The organism is Stenomitos rutilans, assembly GCF_059505485.1.
This window is the reverse complement of record NZ_JCACKR010000170.1, coordinates 59769-80430: the sequence shown is the minus strand read 5'-3', so window position 1 is coordinate 80430 and position 20662 is coordinate 59769. Positions and strand designations below refer to the sequence as shown.

General features: G+C 48.8%; 14 protein-coding genes and 1 tRNA gene. 6 read left to right on the top strand and 9 right to left on the bottom strand.

Annotated elements, in window-relative coordinates; genetic code table 11:
• Positions 1-10 precede the first annotated feature (10 nt).
• Entirely contained in the window at positions 11-904 is an 894-nt protein-coding gene (locus AC5JLP_RS34030) for a LysR family transcriptional regulator (protein WP_496072314.1), read from the bottom strand.
• A gap of 298 nt (positions 905-1202) precedes the next feature.
• Between AC5JLP_RS34030 and AC5JLP_RS34025 the strand changes: the two genes are divergently transcribed.
• Both AC5JLP_RS34025 and AC5JLP_RS34020 read left to right on the top strand, forming a co-directional pair.
• Positions 1203-1490 (top strand): hypothetical protein, encoded by a 288-nt coding sequence (locus AC5JLP_RS34025; protein ID WP_496072313.1) that lies wholly within the window; start codon positions 1203-1205, stop codon positions 1488-1490.
• Positions 1487-2143 (top strand): glutathione S-transferase family protein, encoded by a 657-nt coding sequence (locus AC5JLP_RS34020; protein WP_496072312.1) that lies wholly within the window; start codon positions 1487-1489, stop codon positions 2141-2143. The genes AC5JLP_RS34025 and AC5JLP_RS34020 overlap by 4 nt, the downstream gene beginning before the upstream one ends.
• Positions 2144-3118: 975 nt before the next feature.
• Here AC5JLP_RS34020 and AC5JLP_RS34015 read toward each other — a convergent pair.
• Positions 3119-3191: transfer RNA gene (locus tag AC5JLP_RS34015), tRNA-His, on the bottom strand.
• A gap of 248 nt (positions 3192-3439) precedes the next feature.
• On the opposite strand from AC5JLP_RS34015, the gene AC5JLP_RS34010 reads away from it, so the two are divergent.
• Positions 3440-3868 carry a DUF4359 domain-containing protein gene (locus AC5JLP_RS34010; RefSeq protein WP_496072311.1) on the top strand — a complete coding sequence of 143 codons (429 nt, stop codon included), beginning with the start codon at positions 3440-3442 and terminating at the stop codon, positions 3866-3868.
• Between the two features lie 107 nt (positions 3869-3975).
• On the opposite strand, the gene AC5JLP_RS34005 is transcribed toward AC5JLP_RS34010, so the two are convergent.
• The 5 genes from AC5JLP_RS34005 to AC5JLP_RS33985 form a co-directional block, all read right to left on the bottom strand.
• Entirely contained in the window at positions 3976-5010 is a 1035-nt protein-coding gene (locus AC5JLP_RS34005; protein ID WP_496072310.1) for a class I SAM-dependent methyltransferase, read from the bottom strand.
• A gap of 195 nt (positions 5011-5205) precedes the next feature.
• Positions 5206-6132 carry a class I SAM-dependent methyltransferase gene (locus tag AC5JLP_RS34000; RefSeq protein ID WP_496072309.1) on the bottom strand — a complete coding sequence of 309 codons (927 nt, stop codon included), beginning with the start codon at positions 6130-6132 and terminating at the stop codon, positions 5206-5208.
• A 58-nt stretch (positions 6133-6190) separates the two neighbouring features.
• Positions 6191-9472, bottom strand: coding sequence for a glycosyltransferase (locus AC5JLP_RS33995; protein WP_496072308.1), 3282 nt, complete (start codon positions 9470-9472; stop codon positions 6191-6193).
• A gap of 70 nt (positions 9473-9542) precedes the next feature.
• The gene (locus AC5JLP_RS33990) at positions 9543-11351 is read right to left on the bottom strand and encodes a methyltransferase domain-containing protein (RefSeq protein ID WP_496072307.1); all 1809 of its coding nucleotides are present in this window, start codon (positions 11349-11351) and stop codon (positions 9543-9545) included.
• A 12-nt stretch (positions 11352-11363) separates the two neighbouring features.
• Positions 11364-12176: a TylF/MycF/NovP-related O-methyltransferase gene (locus tag AC5JLP_RS33985; protein WP_496072306.1), complete on the bottom strand. Its 813-nt coding sequence runs from the start codon at positions 12174-12176 to the stop codon at positions 11364-11366.
• A 631-nt stretch (positions 12177-12807) separates the two neighbouring features.
• On the opposite strand from AC5JLP_RS33985, the gene AC5JLP_RS33980 reads away from it, so the two are divergent.
• The 3 genes from AC5JLP_RS33980 (at position 12808) to AC5JLP_RS33970 (ending at position 17920) form a co-directional block, all read left to right on the top strand.
• Positions 12808-15765 (top strand): PAS domain S-box protein, encoded by a 2958-nt coding sequence (locus AC5JLP_RS33980; RefSeq protein ID WP_496072305.1) that lies wholly within the window; start codon positions 12808-12810, stop codon positions 15763-15765.
• A 57-nt stretch (positions 15766-15822) separates the two neighbouring features.
• The gene (locus tag AC5JLP_RS33975) at positions 15823-16506 is read left to right on the top strand and encodes a hypothetical protein (RefSeq protein WP_496072304.1); all 684 of its coding nucleotides are present in this window, start codon (positions 15823-15825) and stop codon (positions 16504-16506) included.
• Positions 16507-16999: 493 nt separating this feature from the next.
• Positions 17000-17920, top strand: a complete 921-nt coding sequence (locus AC5JLP_RS33970; RefSeq protein WP_496072303.1) for a peptidoglycan-binding domain-containing protein — start codon at positions 17000-17002, stop codon at positions 17918-17920.
• 40 nt (positions 17921-17960) lie between these two features.
• Here the strand turns inward: AC5JLP_RS33970 and AC5JLP_RS33965 are convergent, their stop codons facing one another.
• Positions 17961-18416 carry a Fur family transcriptional regulator gene (locus tag AC5JLP_RS33965; protein ID WP_496072302.1) on the bottom strand — a complete coding sequence of 152 codons (456 nt, stop codon included), beginning with the start codon at positions 18414-18416 and terminating at the stop codon, positions 17961-17963.
• 364 nt (positions 18417-18780) lie between these two features.
• Positions 18781-20019, bottom strand: a complete 1239-nt coding sequence (gene sigC, locus AC5JLP_RS33960) for an RNA polymerase sigma factor SigC (protein ID WP_496072301.1) — start codon at positions 20017-20019, stop codon at positions 18781-18783.
• Positions 20020-20662: the final 643 nt, after the last annotated feature.

The window sequence follows — 20662 nt, the reverse complement described above, 5'->3', positions numbered from 1 at the left end:
CTTATCTACATCATCCAGCCGTCACCAGGCTCTGCAAATCGAAGGTTTTCAACGTTTCTAGAAAGGCAAACACGGCTGGCGTGTGGAGTGCTTCTGGCATTGTCGCTACCCCAATGACCCGCTTAAGTGGAATGGGTAGCGGGTGAACGTGCAGCGCCGATGGAATCGGTTCTGCGGCCAGACGCGGTAAAATTGCGGCCCCTAGCCCCTGCATGACCATACTGACGATCGTCGAGTCTTCTTGAATATCACAGGCCGTATGCATCACTGGCGCAATCGTCTCCAGGTGTTTGTGAAGCATCCGCCCGCACGGTAGACAGGGCAGCAGAATGAGTGAGTATGCCGCTAAATCATCCCATGTCAAGTGTGCGCTGCGGAGATTGGCTTTAGGCGGTAAGAGCACAATGTAATCATCGCGCAGCAGTTCCCAAACTTCAAATTCAGCACTTGTGGGCAGATAGGTGATGCCGATGTCGGCGCGCCCCTCACGTAGCGTTTGCTCAATATCCAAATAGTCGGGGCGTTCAATGATGGTAATGCTCACGTTAGGGACATGATCGCGGAACTGGGCAATTACCCTGGGCAATAAATGGGTTGCCACACTGCGAAATGAGGCAATCCGCACCTGCCCACCGTCTAGCCCCCGTTGCAAGTTAGCCTCTTTCTGCATGAGTTCTAAATGGTGGATCACCTGACGGGCATGGGTCACAATTTGCTCTCCGGCCGCCGTCAGCACTGCACCCCGACGACCTCTGGCAAAGAGACACACACCCAGTTCAGCTTCCAACGTGGCGATCGCATGGCTAATTGTGGGCTGCGACAGGTTTAGTTCCAACGCAGCTTCACTAAAATTGCCATATTCTGCCACGGCTACCAGAGCACGCAGTTGAGACAGCTTCATCATGTTCCCTTTCCTTCACCCTTGCGCCGCGATCGACCGTCACCATTCACACAAACCACTCTTTTGTGTTGCATTTACCCACCCGCTACCGTTCTGCTGAGCGCTCACGTCGAAGCCCTACACCCCCATCCGTCAGACTCAAGCCTCGCTAATCCAGGCGATCACCGCTTTAACAGCCTTGCACAGTTCGCTGAACGCTTCTATAGATTCTATCGATAGAACCCATCCACGCCACCATTTGATTGCTTGTTGGAGCCTTGCTAGCGTAAGCAATATCCCGTTCATGCCAGGAGAAATTCCAATGAACAGCCCAGATCAATATGCGCCCTTAAAGCCACTTGAAACAAATAATGGAACGATCGCCTCCACCAGAAACCCATTCTGGATCGGGCTAACTAGCTTGCGGCAGCACTTGCAGCAGTTGATCATCCGGTTAATTTATGCTCAAGAACTCCACGTCTGGCAATGCACCGATCGCGCTGGGCGACTTTACTGGCAAGCCTATGATCCCGTTACTGGGCGATCGACTTCTGGGTCGGAAGCCGACATTCGCGCCTGGATTGAGCAACTTCACTACCTAAAGCGATGACACTAACCCTTGTAATTGGCAACAAAAACTACTCCTCCTGGTCGCTACGTCCCTGGCTAGCCATGCAGCAGTTTGGGCTTGAGTTTAACGAGGTGCGCCTGACTCTTTACACACCAGACTCACCGCAACAAATTCAGCAGTATTCCCCAGCGGGTAAAGTCCCCGTGCTGATCGATAACACACTGACGGTTTGGGATTCGCTCGCCATTCTTGAGTATTTGGCAGAACGCTTTCCTACCTTACCCTGGTTGCCAGAACCCATTGCAGCCCGCGCGATCGCCCGTTCAATCTGTGCCGAAATGCATTCTGGCTTTGCAGCGCTGCGTCACCACATGCCTATGAACTGCCGCGCCAAACTTCCCGGCAAAGGCATGACCCCTGATGTGCAAACGGATATCGATCGCATCACCGCGATCTGGCGCGATTGTCGGCAAACCTATGGTACCAGTGGCTCACTGCTGTTTGGTGCCTTCACGATCGCGGATGCCATGTTTGCTCCCGTGGCGTTACGGTTTGTCACCTATGAGGTGCCGCTCGATCGCACTTGCAGCCAATATGTTGAGTCGATCCTGGCGCTACCCGCCATACAAACCTGGATTCAAGCGGCCAAAGCCGAGCCAGAAAAGCTGCCCAGCTTTGAACTGCCCCAGTAATTGTATGCAGTATCTAGCTGATCGTTCTGTACTGCGTGCATCCAGGAACGACCCCCACAGCGTGTTTTAAAAGTGCTGAGGACTGAGTGCTGAGAAAAGGCGCATACTCAGTCCTCAGCGCTCTTTCAACCGATGTTGCAGAACTTTCGATGCGCTGTACTAGGGCGCGTCATCAATGAAGCTCAAAAACCTTGAGTATCAGCCTTACCGCGCCCGTTCTAATAAACAAGACTAGGGGCTGGAACCCCTGCTGTAAGTCATATGTACGAATCATTGATGACAGCCCCTAGAAGCAGGCTGAGGTTCATCCCTTTACGGTCTCCGCTGGAACCTCTTGTGGCACAAGCGTCATCTGCTTTCCACAACAGATCTCAGAAGGAGACGATTTTTCTCCTGAACAGGGACAAGGTTTCTCGTAAACAAGCTGAGCTCCGCACTGTTCGCAGGCATAACGATCGCCGATTTTACGTTGCATTTCAATCTCCTCGTTCGCTTGGTTGAGTAAGCCATTCGTTGGATACGAACCCCGTCTGAAAGCATGAACATGGCTTCTGAGCACGGCGAGCTTGAGCCAATGGCAGTCAAACGGCTTGAGGTCAGCCAGAAACGGCTCGCGGTCGAATCTAGATACCCTTTCGCCAAAAATCGAAAGATTCAACGATTTAATTTTTCTTCAAGATTTTATCATAACGTCTTAGGTTATTTAGCCTCCAGGAGCTACAATCTTGCACCTAAAGGCTAAATAAGGGGTTGAGCCACAGAGAGCCAACATACAAGATGAGGTAGCAAGCCTCATTTGACTCCTTTGCAGAAAATTGACCAAAGCAGGGGTAGCGGCAGAATGGCCGCAAGGGCGTGCAAGCTTAGCCCTTCCTGTTCGAGGGTAGTAGTCTACAGTCGGCAACGCTCTAATGCCTTTCGACATCTATTTGCCAGACTCCTACCCTATCGCTCAGGACTGGACTGGAAACAAAGGGCGAACGATGGGACTCGAACCCACGAGTGGAGGAATCACAATCCTCTGCCTTAACCACTTGGCTACGCTCGCCGCGCGTCATTTATCATAACACTTGCAGGAGCAGCGTGGATTGATTTTTCTAAAAGCTCTACTGGTGGCAAAGCCTTAAGTCGCTCATATACTTAGAGGTGTCTACTTGACCATTCTGAAGTGTAGGGTTAAAAGTAACCGCCTAAGATTCCTTTGCCTTCAAAGGGAGCGCGTATAGATTACACTCATCTGGAGGCGATCGAGGTCTTCTTCACTCTGTTCTGGCGATCGAGGTTACGCAATTAATCATGGCTATTCGTCTGAAGTCTGTAGAAATCCCTGCCGCCCAAATCAGTAGCCCTATGAAGACGCTCAAAACTGTGGCGATCGTGGGGGGCTGCGTACTGCTAGGAGTCAGCGGCATCCTGGCAGTAACCAATCCTGGACAAGCGGCTTATGACGAATTTGCCACACAAGCCGCGATCACGTATCTCAAAGCAGAGGCATGCGCCAAAGCTCCGACCGCTTTTGGTTTGCAAAAGCTCTGCCAGTCAGAACTGGAGGCCAATCAATCTAAAATTAAACAGATCATTCGCGATGGCACACAGCGACAAAACTTTGTCGTCTTCAGTCTCTACACGACGGATCTATCCATTAGTTCAGATTTGCCGTCCTATCATGTGGAAAGCGTTGGTGTATTGGGACAGTTCATTCTCTATAAAACGCAAAAACGCTAAGAGGACGTTTGCGACGGTTTCGTCAGACGTCTTCTAGTGCTGGAAAAGGTCAGGAAACGCGCGATTGATCGGTAGCGGCTGGTGAAAAAGGCTCCTGATGCAAGCGCCTACAGTAGACCCAGTGCTTGTTTAAGCTTGAGCCAAAGCATTCTCATCTGCCAAAATTTACTGCTTTCCATTGCCTTGATGCATGCTTGCAGATGCGATCGCGCCTGTTCATACTCCTGGCGTTCCTGTTCTGCCTTCTTCTCTATCGCTTGTTGTTCCAGATGCTTACCCTGGAGCTGTTCCTGCAAAACTTTGTTTTCTTCTACAAGTACTTTTGAGAGCGTTTTGCTCACTTCGGGTTGTGGTTGTATCAGGGATGGGTAAACGGGATGATCTACAGCGCGTAAGCTGACAAAGAACTCGCAGCCTTCAGTTTCATAAAGCTGTACTACCTCAAACTTCAGCAGACCTAATGCGGCTATTTCATCCAATAACTTAAAGAAAGAACTAGGCGTAAAAACCCAGCAATGTATGTCGTGATAAGCTTGTGATTCAAAAGCAGATTTCGCTATTGCCTGTGCGTCATGCAAAGAATGATAATGCGTTAATTTTACGGCATCATCAACAGCTTCACTCCATGTAAGTCCTCCTTGGTAGGAGACAGCAGACGCAACATAATCGAAGATTTGGCGCGGCGACGGTCGCTTGCGGCGATGTAAATATGCTTCAAACACATCGCAAGTGCGAGTTGTGTGACGTTTATAATCAAAACAGTGGCGTTTGTCTGGAATTGCAAGAGACAGAACGCCACCAGGTTTGAGAATCGCCCTGATCTCACCTAACCAGCCAATCAAATCAGGCACATGCTCAATGACATGGGATGCAATCAAATAATCAAAGGGTTGCTGATCTTGAGTCAGTTCTGTCAGGCTTTTTTCACCCCAAACATAGTCCACAGCAACAATTTTGCTGATATCAGTGGCTGGATCGTTTGCATACTTTGCCTGTAGATCTGCTGTAGAGGCATGGTCAACATAGTAAATTAAGCCCATGTCGCGGGTAACGATTGGATTTGTCAATGGCCCAATTTCAACGCCTACCTGCTGGGCGGGGTTAATGCTATGCAGCAGCATTTTGTTACGAGTTAGTAACATTTTATTGAAAGACTGAGAGGGGCACAGATCTAGTGGGTGTGGCTAGTAAACTCAGCATACAACAGGCAACGTTCTTAACGTTTGTACGCTCGATCGCGGTTCCGCTTTAGATGAGAAACAGCCTACATTCTATGCCATACCGTACAAGGCACATCCTACTGACTTGAAAAGGCGTCGGCTGAGCTTTAGCCGTGATTAGCGACGCTTTGCCACGATTGCAATGCTTGGTCCATGCGGATGATCAGGTTGTTCAAAATTGACTCCTTGAATCTCAAATCCAAAGAATTCTAAACAGCGAAAAATATCGTCACGCGTCATCCAGGCACTCTCTAGAGCACTGCCGCCACAGAAGCCATTCCATGCCAGTGCAGCCTGATATTCTTGCCGATAGAGCGTATGCTGAAACCCTTCATACTCGCTTTGAGTAGCCTTGTTAAACTTCGGCGACAGCGATGGGTCGGCTGAGATAACTGCTGCATCGTAGTAATGCGTCCAGAGAAACAAATGCTCTAAACAATGGCGTGAGAGTAGGGCAATGAGTTCGGCTGGGTTTTGCATGTGGTAGAGAACGCCACTCGCAAGGCAAACCTGGAAACGGGGAGTTTTCTCTTGATGCAGAAAAGCGATAAAATCACCGTAAAGGAAACGGGCTTGTTTTAACTCAAACAATTCCTTAATGATTAAGGATTTCAGAAAAGCATGGGTGTTGGATTCGATCGCGACGATCGAGGACGCACCGAGCTTTTCTAGCATATAAGTGTGGCCTGCTTCTAAAGGCCCAAGTTCCAAAACCGACTTATTGGTAAAACCTTCGATCGTGTCAGCTAACCAGTGTATGCGAGCATCATTGAATAGATTGGCTTTGCCAGCGTTGAAATGAGAGAACGGTTCTGGCAATATGGAAGACCACTCACCCTTAAAAACGTCTAACGCATTCTGTGGGCTTGGGGCTGAACTTATATACAAATCAAGTACGGACGGTTGGGGCGTTGGCGCGATCGATAGATCAGGCGGTGGAGTGGGGGCTGCTTCAGGTTCGCTGGCTGGTGCTGGAACGAGAGCTTCAGTCGGCTGATCAGTTACCTGATCAGCGCCGCTAGACGTGCTGCGACTCGTTAACATCCTGAACAGGCCTGAAAGCTTCATAGAAATACTTCTTGGTATGGGAATTGTTTAAAGCTCAAATATTTAAGCTGTAGTCTGCTTTTCGTCGCGTTAAATGAGGGCTGTAGCAAGGATCATGTGCAATTAGCGCCGACCATCGACGCTGCATATAAGCTGTTTCTTGCTGAAATCTTGCTTTTTTTTCGGGTGTATCTTCAATGCCCCGACTTTTCGATTCGTAGTGATACAGTTTGACGTGTGGAAGGTAGATATTCCGATAGCCCTTCTCCAGCATTTTGAAGCAAAAATCAACATCATTGAAGGCAACCGCTAGTTGTTCTTCAAAGCCCCTAACCGCCATGAAAACATCACGGCGGCACATTAAGCATGCGGCTGTAACCGCAGAATAATTGTTGATTGTTTGAAGCTGGTTGAAGTAGCCTGCGTCATCACGAGAAGATTGCCAATGGCTATGGCCCGCGATGCCACCAAGCCCTGCAATCACCCCTGCATGCTGCACGGTGTCATCTGGGTAAAGCAATTGCACGCCGACAGCACCAATACTCGGTCGCTGCGCTTGCTCTACCATTGCGTTAACCCAGTCAGGTGTAATGATCTCAGTATCATTGTTCAGGAACAGTAAAAACTCTCCCTTTGCTTGAGTCACTGCGTAGTTGTTGAGGGTTGAGTAATTAAAGGGAATATCGAGCGGATAACATTTAAATCGATGTGGCTGTTTCTTTGACCAGCGATCGATTAGGTTAGCTGTCTCTTTTTCAACACTACCGTTATCAATCACAATCACTTCATAGTTGGGATAAGTCGTGTGCTTAAAAATCGATTCAAGACACTGATTCAGCATCTGACTCAAATCTTTAGTTGGAATAATAATGCTGACCAGCTTATAGTCTTCAATTTGATATCGCACCATGTAATGCCCGACACAAGTAGGGCTGTTAATAATTTTCCCAGGTGTACCTCGTCGTTGAAAGGCTTCTGTCAGAGCTTTTTCAGCCGCCTGATAGGCATACGGTTTAGCATCGGTACTGCTTGCAGCCGAAGCGGCATGAATTCGCCAGTGATAAAGAATCTTGGGAATATGAAAGATGTGATCGGTCTTTTCGGTAAACCTGAGCGCCAAGTCGTAGTCTTGACTGCCTTCAAACCCTGGTCTAAACCCTCCGATCGCCTCAAGCAGTGATCGCCGATACACTCCTAAATGGCAGATATACATTCTCGATAAAAACGAGTCTGGACACCAATCAGGCTTGAAGTAAGGTTCCCGAAGTTCGTCTTGATCATTGAGTTTATCTTCATCGGAGTAGATCAGGTCTGCTTCTGGATGACGATTCGTGAGAAGAGCCACTTCATAGAGGGCATCGGGAGTCAGAAGATCGTCATGATCTAGCAGGGCAACAAATTCACCAGTTGCTAGCTCCAGAGCTGAGTTAGAGCAACGCGAAATATGACCATTAGTCGTGCGGAACGTGACTTTAATGCGGCTATCTTGCGCCTGATAAAACTCCAAGATGGGGCGAACATAGGGCGCAGTTGAGACATCATCCGCAAGGCAAAGCTCCCAGTGCGGATAAATTTGGTCAATGACAGAGTCGATCGCGGCTCGCAAAAACGCCTCTGGAGGGTTATACACAGGCATCACCACGCTAATGAGTGGTTTGTAAGCCATCAAATCAATGGTCTCAGCGAGTTTTCGTAAATCGTCTGGTCGAGGGGTATGTTTCTTTTGCCAGAGGTGATAAGGGGACGCTTGGGCTTCGTCCGCCTCCTGCGCCTGTACTACGGGCATCGCTTTCTCGACAGAGGGCGGAGACGGTAGCGCTATGTCGATTGGATCACGATGCGGTGAACGCAACAGCCGCTCTCGTAACGTTAGCCAGGCTAGGCGGATCTGCCAAAACTTACTGGTCTGCATCCATCGCACAACAGCAGAGACATGCTCAGCAAGCCTCTGTGCCTGTTGCAATTGGCTCTGCGTTTCTTGCAGTTGGCATTGCGTCTGCTCAAACTCTTTTTGAGTGTGTTGAAACTGGCTCTGCATGTGTTGCAGTTGGGTTTGCGTTTGTTGCAATTGGCGCTGCGTAAACTGAAGCTGACTTTGCGTTGGGTGAAGCTGGCTTTGTGCGTGTTGGAGTTGTGTTCGCGTCTCCAAAAATCTGTCACTCAGCGCAGCACATTGCACTTTTAAGATAGAAACAATTGTGTCTCGATCGGCGATTTCTGCAAAATTAGGCTCTGGGAAAAAGCGCTCAATCAGCTTGAGAATTTCTGGCGCGAGTACGTTAACGTCATGACGTTCTTCAACCTTTCGTCGCGCCTGTTGTCCAAGGCGATCGCGCAATGCTGGCGCATCTAAAAGCTCCAGGATTCTGTCTGCCATTGCCTCTGTATTGAGGTAAGGAACGACAAAACCACAGTCTTCTTCAACAAACTCTTTCATGCCGCCAGCGTCATCAAAGCAAACAATTGGTTTGCCAAGTGATGCGGCTTCTAAGCAGACCAGCGGGAACGGATCCTCACGAGAAACCAAAGCAAAGACATCAAAGGCCGCAAAATAATTCAGTGGATCTGTCTTAACACCCACAAAGTGAATATAGTGTTCCAAGCCCAGCAGCTTAACGTCGGCGTAGATGCCATCAAAAAAGGCACTATCTGTTGGCCCGCCTACCCATAAAAAATAAATGGGTGCGTCTACTCGCTGTTTATGGAGTGTGCGCAAAAGCTGCACAAAAATGTCGGCCCCTTTTCGCCACTCGATTGTGCCACAACTGCCGACGATAAACGCATTCTCAGGGATGGCTAGCTCGGTACGAAGGGCTTGCTTGCACTCAATCGAGTTAACTGAATCAGAACGAATGGGAATAAATTCATAAATAACGTTTAACTTTTCAGCCTCAATCCCGTGATTGAGATGCAAATTATTTTTAACAGCGTTCGACGCAACAATATATTGAGTCGTATACCTTTCTACCCATTGGAAAAAGCTTAGATTGACGTAATAGCGTATGGTTTGTTCCAGTTCATGAACATGAGAAATAATCGGACATTGAAAATGAGACAATGCTTTTAAGAGCATCCCATTTACAATCGTATTTGAATAAATTAAGCGAACATCATATTCCTCTAATTGCTCTGCTATAGTCTCTTCTGCGAATCCTGCTTGATTTAAGACAATCACAGGCCCGATCGCTTCAAACTCCGATCGTAACGCTCCATCTTCTCTTAACAGAATGAGAAAAGGAAGATGCGTATGGTCACGAAACCACCTTAGGAAATTGAGAAGAACGATCGGTGCGCCTGTGCGTGAAGCGTCATGAGAAATAAAGAGGATTCTTTTCATAAGCCAATTAAATTTCTACAGGAATGTTGGCTGTTTTGTCTAAGCGCTTATCTGCGAGGAGCAGTTCTTCTCAACCGTTGCTGCCAAGTTTGGTTTTTCGCTTGAGCCAAAACCATAGCTTCCTGAGTTGCCAGAACTTACTACTTTCCATAGCTTGTATTCGTTCATTAGCGAGAGCATGCATCGCGTTTGAGTGCACTAGGGTAGCCTCAACGGACTGCAACTGACTACGCAACCGCTCTAACTCTACTCTTGCCGCACTGACATTGCAGAGTTCTTGCATGAGTACCTGGTAAGCCTGTTGAGAAATACTGGCCTGGTTCCCAATCAAAGACTCGTCAACATTAAGCACTGCGATATAATTGTCAGCGTTTTCAATCGAGGAAAGATGCTCTAAGTATTGGCTGGTGAAAAAATCGGACGGTAACGGTTGATGATGTGCTCCAAACTGTACATCTTTCAAGCCAGGAGCATAGGGCTTCATGATGCAACTAGCAACCGTTAAATGTTGCCCTACAAAAACGCCCTCAGAAAAAATAGACAAATACAAATCTCGAAATTCTATAAATCTAAACTTATGAAGATGAAACTCGCTTACTCCAGGAGAGACGCGGTAGTCGTTAGGGCAGGAGATGAAAAGTTGACCATCGGGTTTGAGCAGTCGCCGCAGCTCCAAAAGAAATTGTCTGGGGTTTTGTAAATGCTCAATGGTCTCAAACGACACAATCACATCAAACGAAGCGTCTTTTAAGGATTGTATAGCATGCGCATCGGACTGAATAAAACTTACGGCTGGATGCTGGTAAAACTTAGAGGCAAATTGAATGGAACGTTCATCAACATCAACCCCAACGACTTGCTGTGCTCCTTGAAGTGCCAGATAGCGCGAACCGTAACCGCTGCCACAGGAGATGTCTAGCACTCGCTTGTCTTTAATAAAGGCAGATACGAACGCATACCGAACCATGTGATCCACATTCCACAACGACAGGTCTACCCCCGCTAAGGCTGGAATATATCGCTCTCCCGTGAAGTCAAGTTCACTAATTGGCGTTGATGGCTCTGATTGCTCACTCAGTTCTTCCACAAGCATGGTCTTATCAATCCTTTGGTCAGAAAGAGGGGATAGTTGACTGGTATTGTTCGATCGGGGCATTTCACTGATCACTTGTGAGGGCAGGAAAAGACTAGAACGGTCTCTAGAATCTTCTGCTGGCTTTGTAGCAACCGCAAGATAGGTCAAGCATAGTCGTCGCGTGGGAAACATTAGCTCAAGCCACAAGGCGAGTCGATTTAACGCTCCAGTCATTAAAGTGGCAAGGCGTTGATTTTTAGTTGACCAGCCCACATGATACTCGTCGATGAACATTTGCAATAAGACGGCAAAAAGTCCTTCAAGCGGATGGATTGCAATATCAACGTATCCAGCTTGTTCGAGCAAGGAGCGCAGCCCATGTTCTGTGTATCGGTAAAAGTCAAACGGTTCTTCGTGCAAACCCCACACCATTGGAGCAGTCAAAATTAGGCTACCGCCAGCTTTTAGTAAACGGTAGGATTCTTTGAGCATGCGATCAGGTGTAACCAAATGCTCCAATACTTGGGTAGAGAGAATCGTGTCAACTGACGCATTGGGTAGCGGAATGTTGTAGCAATCTGCACCAATATCCACGTTTTCGACAGACGGACGATCGATGCAAAGATATTCACTAACATAGGCTTTGAACAAGTCTTCATACCCACGCAGCGGCCCACTACCAATGTCGATCATGCGCCCTTTAACGGTCGGTGCCAATTTCTTTAAAGCCGCGATGATAGTCGAACGGGCAATATAATGGCGCTCTTGAGGATGAGGGTTCAGATAATAATGAAAATCTTCCATTAATTTAAACTCTTAAACCTCACGATGCGCTTGCTTGATCATATAAGCTGATGAAAAATCGGCGATTGAACGAATGCGATGGTTTAAGCCCTGCTTACCTAAATACTCATGCACTGCAAGGGCGCAACCATCCCAATAGTAATAATCATCAATGATGATAATACCGTTTTCAGAAACCAGCGGATACAGGTTTTCCAGGCATACCTTTGTTGACTCATACCAGTCACCATCAAGCCGAAGGATGGCAATCTTGCTTTCAGGATTTTGTTGCACAAACTGAGGCACTGTTGTTTCAAACCAGCCTTTATAAAATTTCACAGTAGAGTTTAAAATCCCAAGCTGGTGAAAGTTCTGCTGGACTAATTCTAGTGAGGCTGTACAGTTATCAAAATATCCAGGGCTATTCACGTCTTCTTGCCAGCGACGGGCCAGGGGGCCATCGATTGACTGCACAGGCGGCAGACCCTCAAAACTATCAAACAAGTGCAACAACCGGGGCGATTGAGGCTGTAATAAATTTTCAGTCAGTCTCATGGCAGCAGCACAGCCACCTTTCCAAACACCGCATTCCACAAAGTCTCCGGGAATTTGCTGCCCTATCACAGACTGAACAGCCTGAACCAGATACTCAAGCCCCAAGTTTGGCACCATGCTGTAGGGGCGAATTTTTGGAATAATCTGCTCAATCGCAGAACCTTCGGTCGCAGACAGATCCGAAACAGGGTGCACCCCTTCAGCAGGCAAGGAGGTAGGCTCTGCGATCGCCATTGCGCGATTACCTTGAAGCACTTTCTGCAAAAATCTGGGTAAATAATGACGCAACATAAGCGTTTGAATAGCAGTTAAGCAACCTTAAGTCTCAATGTAACCATAGTCCAGAGCCGTTTTGGTCTCATAAAGTAGTGCAGGATTTTCAGTCGCTCACTCATAGCCAAGGCGATCGTGCCTGCAACCATCTCGCCTCTGGCTCAAAAGCTTGTGGCATCACGTTCGAGCGCTTTACGTCCCGGTGAGGTTTTACGTCCCAATTTGTTTCTACTTCCCAATTTATAGAGAAGATAATGCAGAGCCGATGAGACGGCCAACCATTCAGACTCATCACTACAATTGCTCTGATGGAAGCAAGGCCAAACAAGACACTAGCCCTAAACCGTCCCTAAAGCAACCCCCGGCGTTGTGTCACCAGCATTGAGCAGTTGGATACTATCCTTGGCCTCAAGCGCTTGCAACTCAAGCGACCCCTAGCTTCAGCAGCGGCTAAGAAGCAGTTGATTGGCGGCTTCTGCTTGAAGTATTCGGCATTTTGGCGGGTTTGGTACTGGCTCAAGTAAAGTACAGTGGCTGATTGAGTATAGTTGTCTTAAACTTTTACGAGTTAGCGTCGTCTCAGTCTTTAGGACAGGGTCACTCTAAGACAGAATTGCTCTAGGACAAAATTACGCTCTTTTATCTAAAATTGCGACCTTCAACGCCGTCTTTACCTCGTTACCCTCGACAAAAGATTCCACTGCTTGCTGTACTGGTAGTGCCGTTTGTCATGCAGACGATCGTTGCTGTTGGGGGAGTGGGCTATTTCTCCTACCGTCATGGACAGCAGATGAGTAATCACCTTGCCAGTCAACTGGCAGGAGAGGTTGGTCATTGCATTGACCAGAACCTCATGGGAGATATACGGGCTTCAGCGGAAATGTCTCGCAGTACGGCAGCGGTCATCCAGTTTGATGCTTTTACCCGTCGCGATCGTGTCGCTTTGCAGCAGTTGTTTGAACAACAGCTAAGGCGCTTTGATCAACCGAATGCGATCGCCTTTGTGGATGAGCGTCGCCTGCTGTTTGCTGTGGAAAAGCAACATGGTTTAATGTCTGTCATCGTCCACAACGGTACGAGCGATGACGTGCTGAACCGTTACTTGGGCAACATTCCGACAGTAGAATCACCGCCTTCCATTGATACACTTAAACGCCAGAAGGCTTTGGCTTTAGATTCGTGGTATCTAGCCGCGAAAAGCTCTCGGAAACCGCTTTGGCGCTTGGCTTTAGAGCTGTCAACGTCTGAGCAACCGATGCTAACAGCCATTAATTTTCAGTCACTATATGATCACCTTGACAGATTTCAGGGCGTTTTAGCGTCTTCGATCTCGCTGACCACGTTGAGTAACGAACTCAGAAGCTTAAAAATCGCTAAAACCGGACAGGCGTTTATTGTTGATCAACATGGGCTGCTCATCGCCAATTCCAACGGCGATCGCCCCTTTCGGCAACTGAGACTCTCAGACCAACGCTCAGCGCTGCTAGCGCCTGCAAAGACGAGTAACCCACCTTCAGAACTTGCTTACCAACGGTTGCGCGCAGACAGAAGTTACGATACGTTGACGGAGCAAGCAGCCTCCTCAATTGTGGAGCAGTTTGGCGGGTTCGATCGCATCCAAGACAGGCAGCACCTCAGTTTTGAGGTCGATCATCAGCGCTACTTTGTACACATCGAGCCGCTAGGGCGTGACCAAGAACTGGGTTGGCTAGCCGTCGTTGTGGTGCCAGAGGCTGACCTACGAGACGCGATCGCCAGCAATCATCGTGTAACGCTCTGGCTCTGCATTGGAGCCTTGACTGCTGCGATCGCGCTGAGTTGGGTAACCGCCTCCTGGATCGCCAAACCGATTCTCCGCCTAAGTCGCGCTAGCCGTGAACTGGCCTTGGGAGAGTGGAACCACCCCATTGATGCCACAAGCAAGATTGCCGAATTAGAAGTGTTAGGGCACTCTTTTAACCAAATGGCAGAGCATCTGCAAAAATCATTTGATCAAGTGATAACGGCGCTGCAAGAGTCAGAAGCAAAGTTCACAAAGGTCTTTCGTGCTAGCCCAGATGCCATTGCCATTATGACGCTGCCAGAACGCCGTTACCTTGATGTCAATGTCCGCTTTCTGGAGTTTACTGGCTACTCTCGTGAGGAGGTGATCGGTCAGAATAGCGTCAGTCTCAAGCTCATCGTTGCCCCTGAACAGATAGCGCACTTTGAGCAAGTACTGCAAACACAAAATCGCGTCCGCGAGATCGAAATCGATTATCGCAATAAGCAAGGGCAATTGAGAACTGTCCTGGTTTCGGCAGAGGTGCTGGAGCTAGAAGGACAGAAGCGATTGCTCTGTATCTACCGTGAGATCACGCTACGAAAGCAGCTAGAACTAGCACTGCAACGCTCTGAAACAAAGCTAAACGATATTCTCATTAGCGCGATCGCCTCCATCACCAGCATTCATATCTTCCCGGATGGCTCATGGCATTACGACTATTGGTCTAAGGGGTGCGAAACCGTGTTTGGTTACTCTCCCGAAGCCTTTATGGCAGATCAAACTCTCTGGCTCAGTTTGGTGCTACCAGAAGATTTGGATCGAGTGCTGGTTTGTAACCCCAAGCGGCTGCAGAACCAGCAGACAATGATCGCTCAATACCGCTTCCGGCACAAGGATGGTACATTGCGGTGGCTATCTGGCTATGCCACGGCTCGGTGGGACGAAACTCTGCAAGGCTGGATTGCAACAGTTGTAGATGTCGATATAACCACCACAATGCGCCTTGAAGCCGAACGTAAGCAGGCAGAGGCCGCCTTGCGCCATAGTGAGGCAACGTTACGCGAAGCCCAACGGGTTGCACATATCGGCAGTTGGGAATTTGATGTCATTGCGCAAACCACGCGGTGGTCAGAAGAATTGTTCCAGATTCATGGGCTTGATCCTCAGCAGCCCATACCTAGCCCTGTGGAAACCTTACAGTTTATCCATGCAGACGATCGCGCCGCCCTGATCGATTTAGTCTCTCAAGCCATTACCACCCGTAAAGCCTACGAGCGAGATCTCCGCATTGTCCGTTCTGATGGCTCCATTCGGTACGTTGAAGTGAGAGGTATGCCACTGTTTGACGAACAGGGAACGTACATCCGTATGTTTGGCACAACGCTGGATATTACAGAGCGCAAGCAAGCAGAAGAAGCACTGCGTCAAAGTGAGCAACGGTTTCGCAATGCTTTCGATACCACCGCCGTCAGTATGTGCCTGACGTCTCCGCAGGGACAGTTCTTGCAGGTCAATGCATCGCTGTGTCAAATGCTAGGTTACAGCGAAGCAGAATTGCTGGCACTGACGTTTGCAGAACTGACCCACCCAGATGATCTGCCCCTGACACTGGCCTGTGCACAAAAGCTTCTGTCTGGAGAACTGTCTTACTATCATCTTGAAAAGCGCTATCGGCACAAAGACGGTCATACCATCTGGTGCTTGCTGAGTGTGTCACTTGTGCGCGATCGTGAAGAACACCCACTGTATTTCGTTGGTCAAATGCTACCTGGAACCCATTCACTACAATCACGCCTGCTCGCTTCAGCGTCTGCTCCATCTGTCGCCGATCGCTCACGCTAAACGACGCCCCCATTTGAAGGTACGTTAGAGGCACTTAGCAAGCGGGGTGAAAAACACATGATAACCTTGGTAGCAATGGTAAAGGGATTGGGCACAGTGGCAAGCTGTACCAGTTTCCTTCTCTTTGCCTTCTCCTTTTTACCGTTGCTATTGGCACAGAATACCCCGACGCTGACAGAACGCGCAGACCAAATTGATACCTGCCGTGGGACAACGACTCCACTGACCATTTACACAACCTCCACGTTGACAGGCGCGATCGGTACCGTCCTGGAAAATTCTAGTGTCACGCTCACAGGCATCTTTGGTACTGACGTTGTTCAGATTAAAGCTCCTCAGTTGGGATGGATTGCCACCAACACACTGGTCTCAAATTGCGGTGGAGCCCCTGATGGGGGTTTACCTGTAGATCTTGATACCAATCCTCAATATTGTCGGCGGTTACGGAGCGTCGCATCAGATGGCCCAGCTTACGCCGATCTAAACGCTGGGTTAGTCGCACGAAATACAGCAAATGGCATCTTTCAGTATGTAGGCAACTCTAATCAAACAGATGGGCCTACAAAAGCGGCCATTGTGAGATTCTCTGGTAAAGCAACCGATTTACAAGACGGTGGTGGCCGACGCTGGATTCGTGTCAAATACATCGGTCTTGCAGGCCTTCCTCGCGTTGGTTGGGTACCCAATGGGCCAGAGGGGGTTAATCGTAACATTGCGGCTTGCACCAGTGGGCAAAACTAGCGACACGCCATGCTTTCTGACTACAGACGGACCCTCATCCACTATGCTGAGCAGCAGTCGAATAAGAAAAGTATTCATTCCTCTGCCTGAAACGTGACCTGAACGCTGCTGTAGCTGTGAGATGCTCAGCAACCTATCAGCAATGAGTGCAGAGAAAGCGATGTTCGGCAATCGGTTCATTCGCTCCAGAAGCATTTTAAGCAACAGTTTGAAGCTCAAAAAAGAGTATGGCATCAAACATCCACATCACCTCTCAAACATATCTTAGGGGCGAGAATTAATTAAAGCGTGATCTTGAAGTACGGGCGCACGCCCGTGCACCCCCTACAGAGCATCTAATTTGTCGAAGTTATTGAATCCGCGATCCTTAGCGAACTACCATGCAACTTTTCGCTAATACTTCCCTTTGTGGATTAATAAAGCTAAGATTTTTATTAACATTAACGTCCAACTCTTGTTTGTAGACTAGCTAACTAATTGTTGTGGGGAACCTATGGAAACTTTTGCCTACCTGCATACTGCGTGTGCCTATGAAGATCCCGAAGCAACGGACCTGGCACTGTCTTTTGATCGCTTCAACGTGAAGCAGCTGTCTGGTCAAGCTAGCTTACTCATGCTGCAATTGCTTGTTCCTGCTGCAATTCTGGCAGTCGCAGGACACGCTTCAGCACTTCAGGTTGGCGATCGTGGCCCTTCTGTGACCACCCTGCAAAATCGGTTGAGATCGGCAGGCTACTTCAATCGCAGTTCCACTGGGGTTTACAGCACCCTCACTGAAAGTGCAGTCAGACGATTTCAGGCATCACGCGGTTTGGCTGTCGATGGTGTTGCGGGCCCAGCGACGCAGCGTGCGCTCAGAGGACAGCCATACGCTGTATCGGGAAGCAACTATCGCCCCATTAGCTATAGTGGCGGCTTACGGCGCGGCAGTACTGGCGCTGATGTGAGAGCTATCCAACAACAGTTGAGAAACCTGGGCTACGACATCACGGTCGATGGCGTTTTTGGCTCAGCAACCGATCGTGCTGTCCGCAGCTTTCAAGCCTCTAACGGTCTATCTGCTGATGGCATCGTTGGTTCGGCCACTCGCAGTGCTCTTTCTAACGGTACCAATATAGGTTATCCGTCTCCATCCGTTGATCCAGGCAATCCATCTTATAGCAACGGTGACTATATCTCTCCAATTGCTAACCGTCCCGTCGCTGGTGTTAACAACCGTTATGTCGTTGTCGTGCCAGCAAAAAGCAGCACCACTTTATGGCAAGTCCAGCGGTTTGAGCCTAGAGCCGTTTATACCTCTTCTAACCTGGGTCGCTATGTTTGGGCAGGTGCGTTTGCAGAGAAGGGAATTGCTGAAGCAAGAGCAGCACTTTTACGGGCCAACAGGCTAGATGCTCAGGTACGCTACTTCTAGTTTCTGATCATGCTCCATACCTGCTGCTACATAGCACAGGTTACATGGGCAATAGCGATCGCTGGCAGACAGGACACACCGCATGGATGGTAAGCTGACAGTCTAACAAGTGATAGCCTTCCTTCTGTGCGGTTTTGACCCCCACTTTAAGAATCGAATCGCTCTTAAACTCGATCGTTTTATTGCAGCGAACGCAAATTAAGTGATGGTGGTGATACGACGGCTGATTGAGTTCATAGTGCTTATGGCCTTCTGCCAGCTCTAGTTCTCGCAGAATGCCCATGCGCGCCATCAATTTAAGTGTGCGGTAGATAGTAGAAAGGCTAATCGCTTCTCCATCATCTTTCAGCAGGTTGTACAAATCTTCGGCGCTGAGGTGGTTGCCCTTCGACAAATTTTGAAAGACTTGCAAAATTGTCTCTCGCTGAGGAGTAAGTCGCCAACCCTTTTCATTCAGTTCAGCTTTCAGTGAAGTGGCTGTGTAGGGAACTGCCATTGTCTTCTTCTCAATAAATCTGTATTAATGAGAATAATACACAATAAAACTTTTATTTTCAAGTAGCACGTCTTATTGAGAATAGATCCCAAAAAGAATCGTGCATAGCAGCAGAGATTTGAGTCTGGAGCGTGCGATCGCGCAGGCGACAATAGAATTTGTCGCAGTAGGCAGAGTATGGTCAGCTCAATGTGAGCAGATGCCACTGTGGAACTCGCGCCAGTCTGTGCAGAAAGCTAGACGATGCAAAAGCCGGATTATGAAAAAAGCCAGACTGTGCAGAAAACAATCCTCCAAGGTCGTCAAAACCCTGGAGGATTCAAGTTTCAAGGCATGAACCTAACTTTAAGGCATGAAGCTAGCCCTAGCTCAGAGACTCTAAATAGTCACGTACACGGTTGCGACGCTTGGGTTGTCTCAGCTTTTGCAGCGCTTTTGCCTCAATTTGGCGCACGCGTTCCCGCGACAGGTCAAGCGCGCGGCCAATCTCTGCGAGTGAGTAAGGATGTCCGTCACCTAACCCAAAGCGCATTTGAATCACATCGCGCTCACGAGTCGTTAGATCTGCCAAAAGCTGCTGTAGGTCGCGGCGAAGCGCTTCTCGCATCAAGGTATCTTCTGGCGACACATCATCGGTTTCCAGAAGGTCTCCAAGTTCAGTGTCTTTTTCCTTCCCAACCTTGGTTTCTAGAGACACCGATCGCGGCACTCGTAAAAGCACTTCCCGCACCTGAGGCGCAGTCATTTCCAATTCAAGCGCAATGTCTTCGATGGAAGCGGTACGCCCTTTTTCTTGAGAAATTTTGCGCTGCGCTTTCTTGATCTTGTTGAGCTTTTCGGTGATATGGACGGGCAGGCGAATCGTGCGGCTCTGGGTGGCGATCGCACGGGTAATCCCCTGACGAATCCACCAGTAGGCGTAGGTACTAAACCGATAGCCTTTAGTGGGGTCAAACTTCTCAACCGCGCGCTCCAAGCCCAGTGTTCCTTCCTGAATCAGATCTAGTAGCTCAAGTCCACGATTCTGATATTTTTTGGCAACCGAAACTACCAGGCGTAGGTTCGCCTTGATCATGTGCTCTTTTGCTCGACCGCCTTCAGACTGGATCTCGTCTAGTTCTTCAATGGTTAAACCAGCCAACTCAGCCCAGTGGCGCTTTCCTTCTGCTAGGGCAGGTTTGAGGTCTGCCACAGCAACACCACCTTCTAGTGCCCACCGCTCTAAGGAGGGACGATGGCCCAAGTGAGATGCTAGGCGATCGTGCGCATCAACCAACTGCACATAGAGTTGGATAGAGCCACCTGCCGTTTCAGCGGCTTCTGTGCGCATTTCTAGTAAGCGCATGTAGCGTTGGACTCGCTGAGCCTCCGAGACTTCCTCGTCACGACCTAAGAGACGAACGCGACCAATTTCCTGAAGGTATAGACGCACCAGATCGGTTGTGCGACGACTGACACTGCGCTGGAGGTTCGCTGCGTCAGCGTACTCCATTTCGATGCTTGCAAAGTCGTCGCGGTCTCCATCAGGATCACCGGGTCGAAAGCCCTGGGCATGTAGCTGTTCGTCGTATTCTGCTTCAGCGTAAAAAGAAGATGCTGGCATAGTGCTCGTCTCAGTTGCTCCGGGTAAGAGTAGGCTTCGGTCGGCTGCTTTTAGATAGTGTTCCCGCCATTGAGGACTAAAGAACATCTTGAAGAGTTCCGTTTTGTCCTTTTTTGGTTAATCCGCCAGGATTCTGTGCCGCTTTAAGACTGCTCTAGCATGCGATCGCGCAGTAAGCTTGCTAGCTTAGCGACAAACCAACAGGCTAGTAGCAGGGGCATATCGTTTCTGCGGCTTGGCAGATAGTATAGGAACAAGATCGGGGTCAAACTGGTGACCTGAATCAGATGCTAGGTTAACCTACATCACTTGTAGGGTAATTTCCTGACGTTTTTGAGGTCTGTTGACGATCTTCATGAAGGCTTTGAATGATGACTCTTTCAATTACAGGTCTGTGAAGTCACAACCCAGAGCGATCGCCTTGAATTTACAAAAGCTTTATAAGTAAACGCCTGATGGTGCTCGGCAGTACTGACAAAGCAATTGCTTAGTCTTGAACCCAGAGCGTTCCGTCCACGGGCTGTCACTCACTCAACCAGAGGCTGTAGAACCAGCCATGACAGCAGCTAATAAGTTTGAATAACGGTAGGCTGATCCATCCATACAAAAGAGGCTGCTTGAACGTTGGTTCAAGCAGCCTCTT

Bases quoted from the DNA above. Each gene is read 5' to 3' on its own strand.
- AC5JLP_RS34000 (WP_496072309.1), bottom strand. From the start codon at position 6,132: ATGTTAACGAGTCGCAGCACGTCTAGCGGCGCTGATCAGGTAACTGAT.
- AC5JLP_RS33995 (WP_496072308.1), bottom strand. From the start codon at position 9,472: ATGAAAAGAATCCTCTTTATTTCTCATGACGCTTCACGCACAGGCGCA.
- AC5JLP_RS34025 (WP_496072313.1), top strand. From the start codon at position 1,203: ATGAACAGCCCAGATCAATATGCGCCCTTAAAGCCACTTGAAACAAAT.
- AC5JLP_RS33965 (WP_496072302.1), bottom strand. From the start codon at position 18,416: ATGGCAGTTCCCTACACAGCCACTTCACTGAAAGCTGAACTGAATGAA.
- AC5JLP_RS34005 (WP_496072310.1), bottom strand. From the start codon at position 5,010: ATGTTACTAACTCGTAACAAAATGCTGCTGCATAGCATTAACCCCGCC.
- AC5JLP_RS34030 (WP_496072314.1), bottom strand. From the start codon at position 904: ATGATGAAGCTGTCTCAACTGCGTGCTCTGGTAGCCGTGGCAGAATAT.
- AC5JLP_RS33970 (WP_496072303.1), top strand. From the start codon at position 17,000: ATGGAAACTTTTGCCTACCTGCATACTGCGTGTGCCTATGAAGATCCC.
- AC5JLP_RS34020 (WP_496072312.1), top strand. From the start codon at position 1,487: ATGACACTAACCCTTGTAATTGGCAACAAAAACTACTCCTCCTGGTCG.
- AC5JLP_RS33990 (WP_496072307.1), bottom strand. From the start codon at position 11,351: ATGGAAGATTTTCATTATTATCTGAACCCTCATCCTCAAGAGCGCCAT.
- sigC (WP_496072301.1), bottom strand. From the start codon at position 20,019: ATGCCAGCATCTTCTTTTTACGCTGAAGCAGAATACGACGAACAGCTA.
- AC5JLP_RS33985 (WP_496072306.1), bottom strand. From the start codon at position 12,176: ATGTTGCGTCATTATTTACCCAGATTTTTGCAGAAAGTGCTTCAAGGT.
- AC5JLP_RS34010 (WP_496072311.1), top strand. From the start codon at position 3,440: ATGGCTATTCGTCTGAAGTCTGTAGAAATCCCTGCCGCCCAAATCAGT.
- AC5JLP_RS33975 (WP_496072304.1), top strand. From the start codon at position 15,823: ATGATAACCTTGGTAGCAATGGTAAAGGGATTGGGCACAGTGGCAAGC.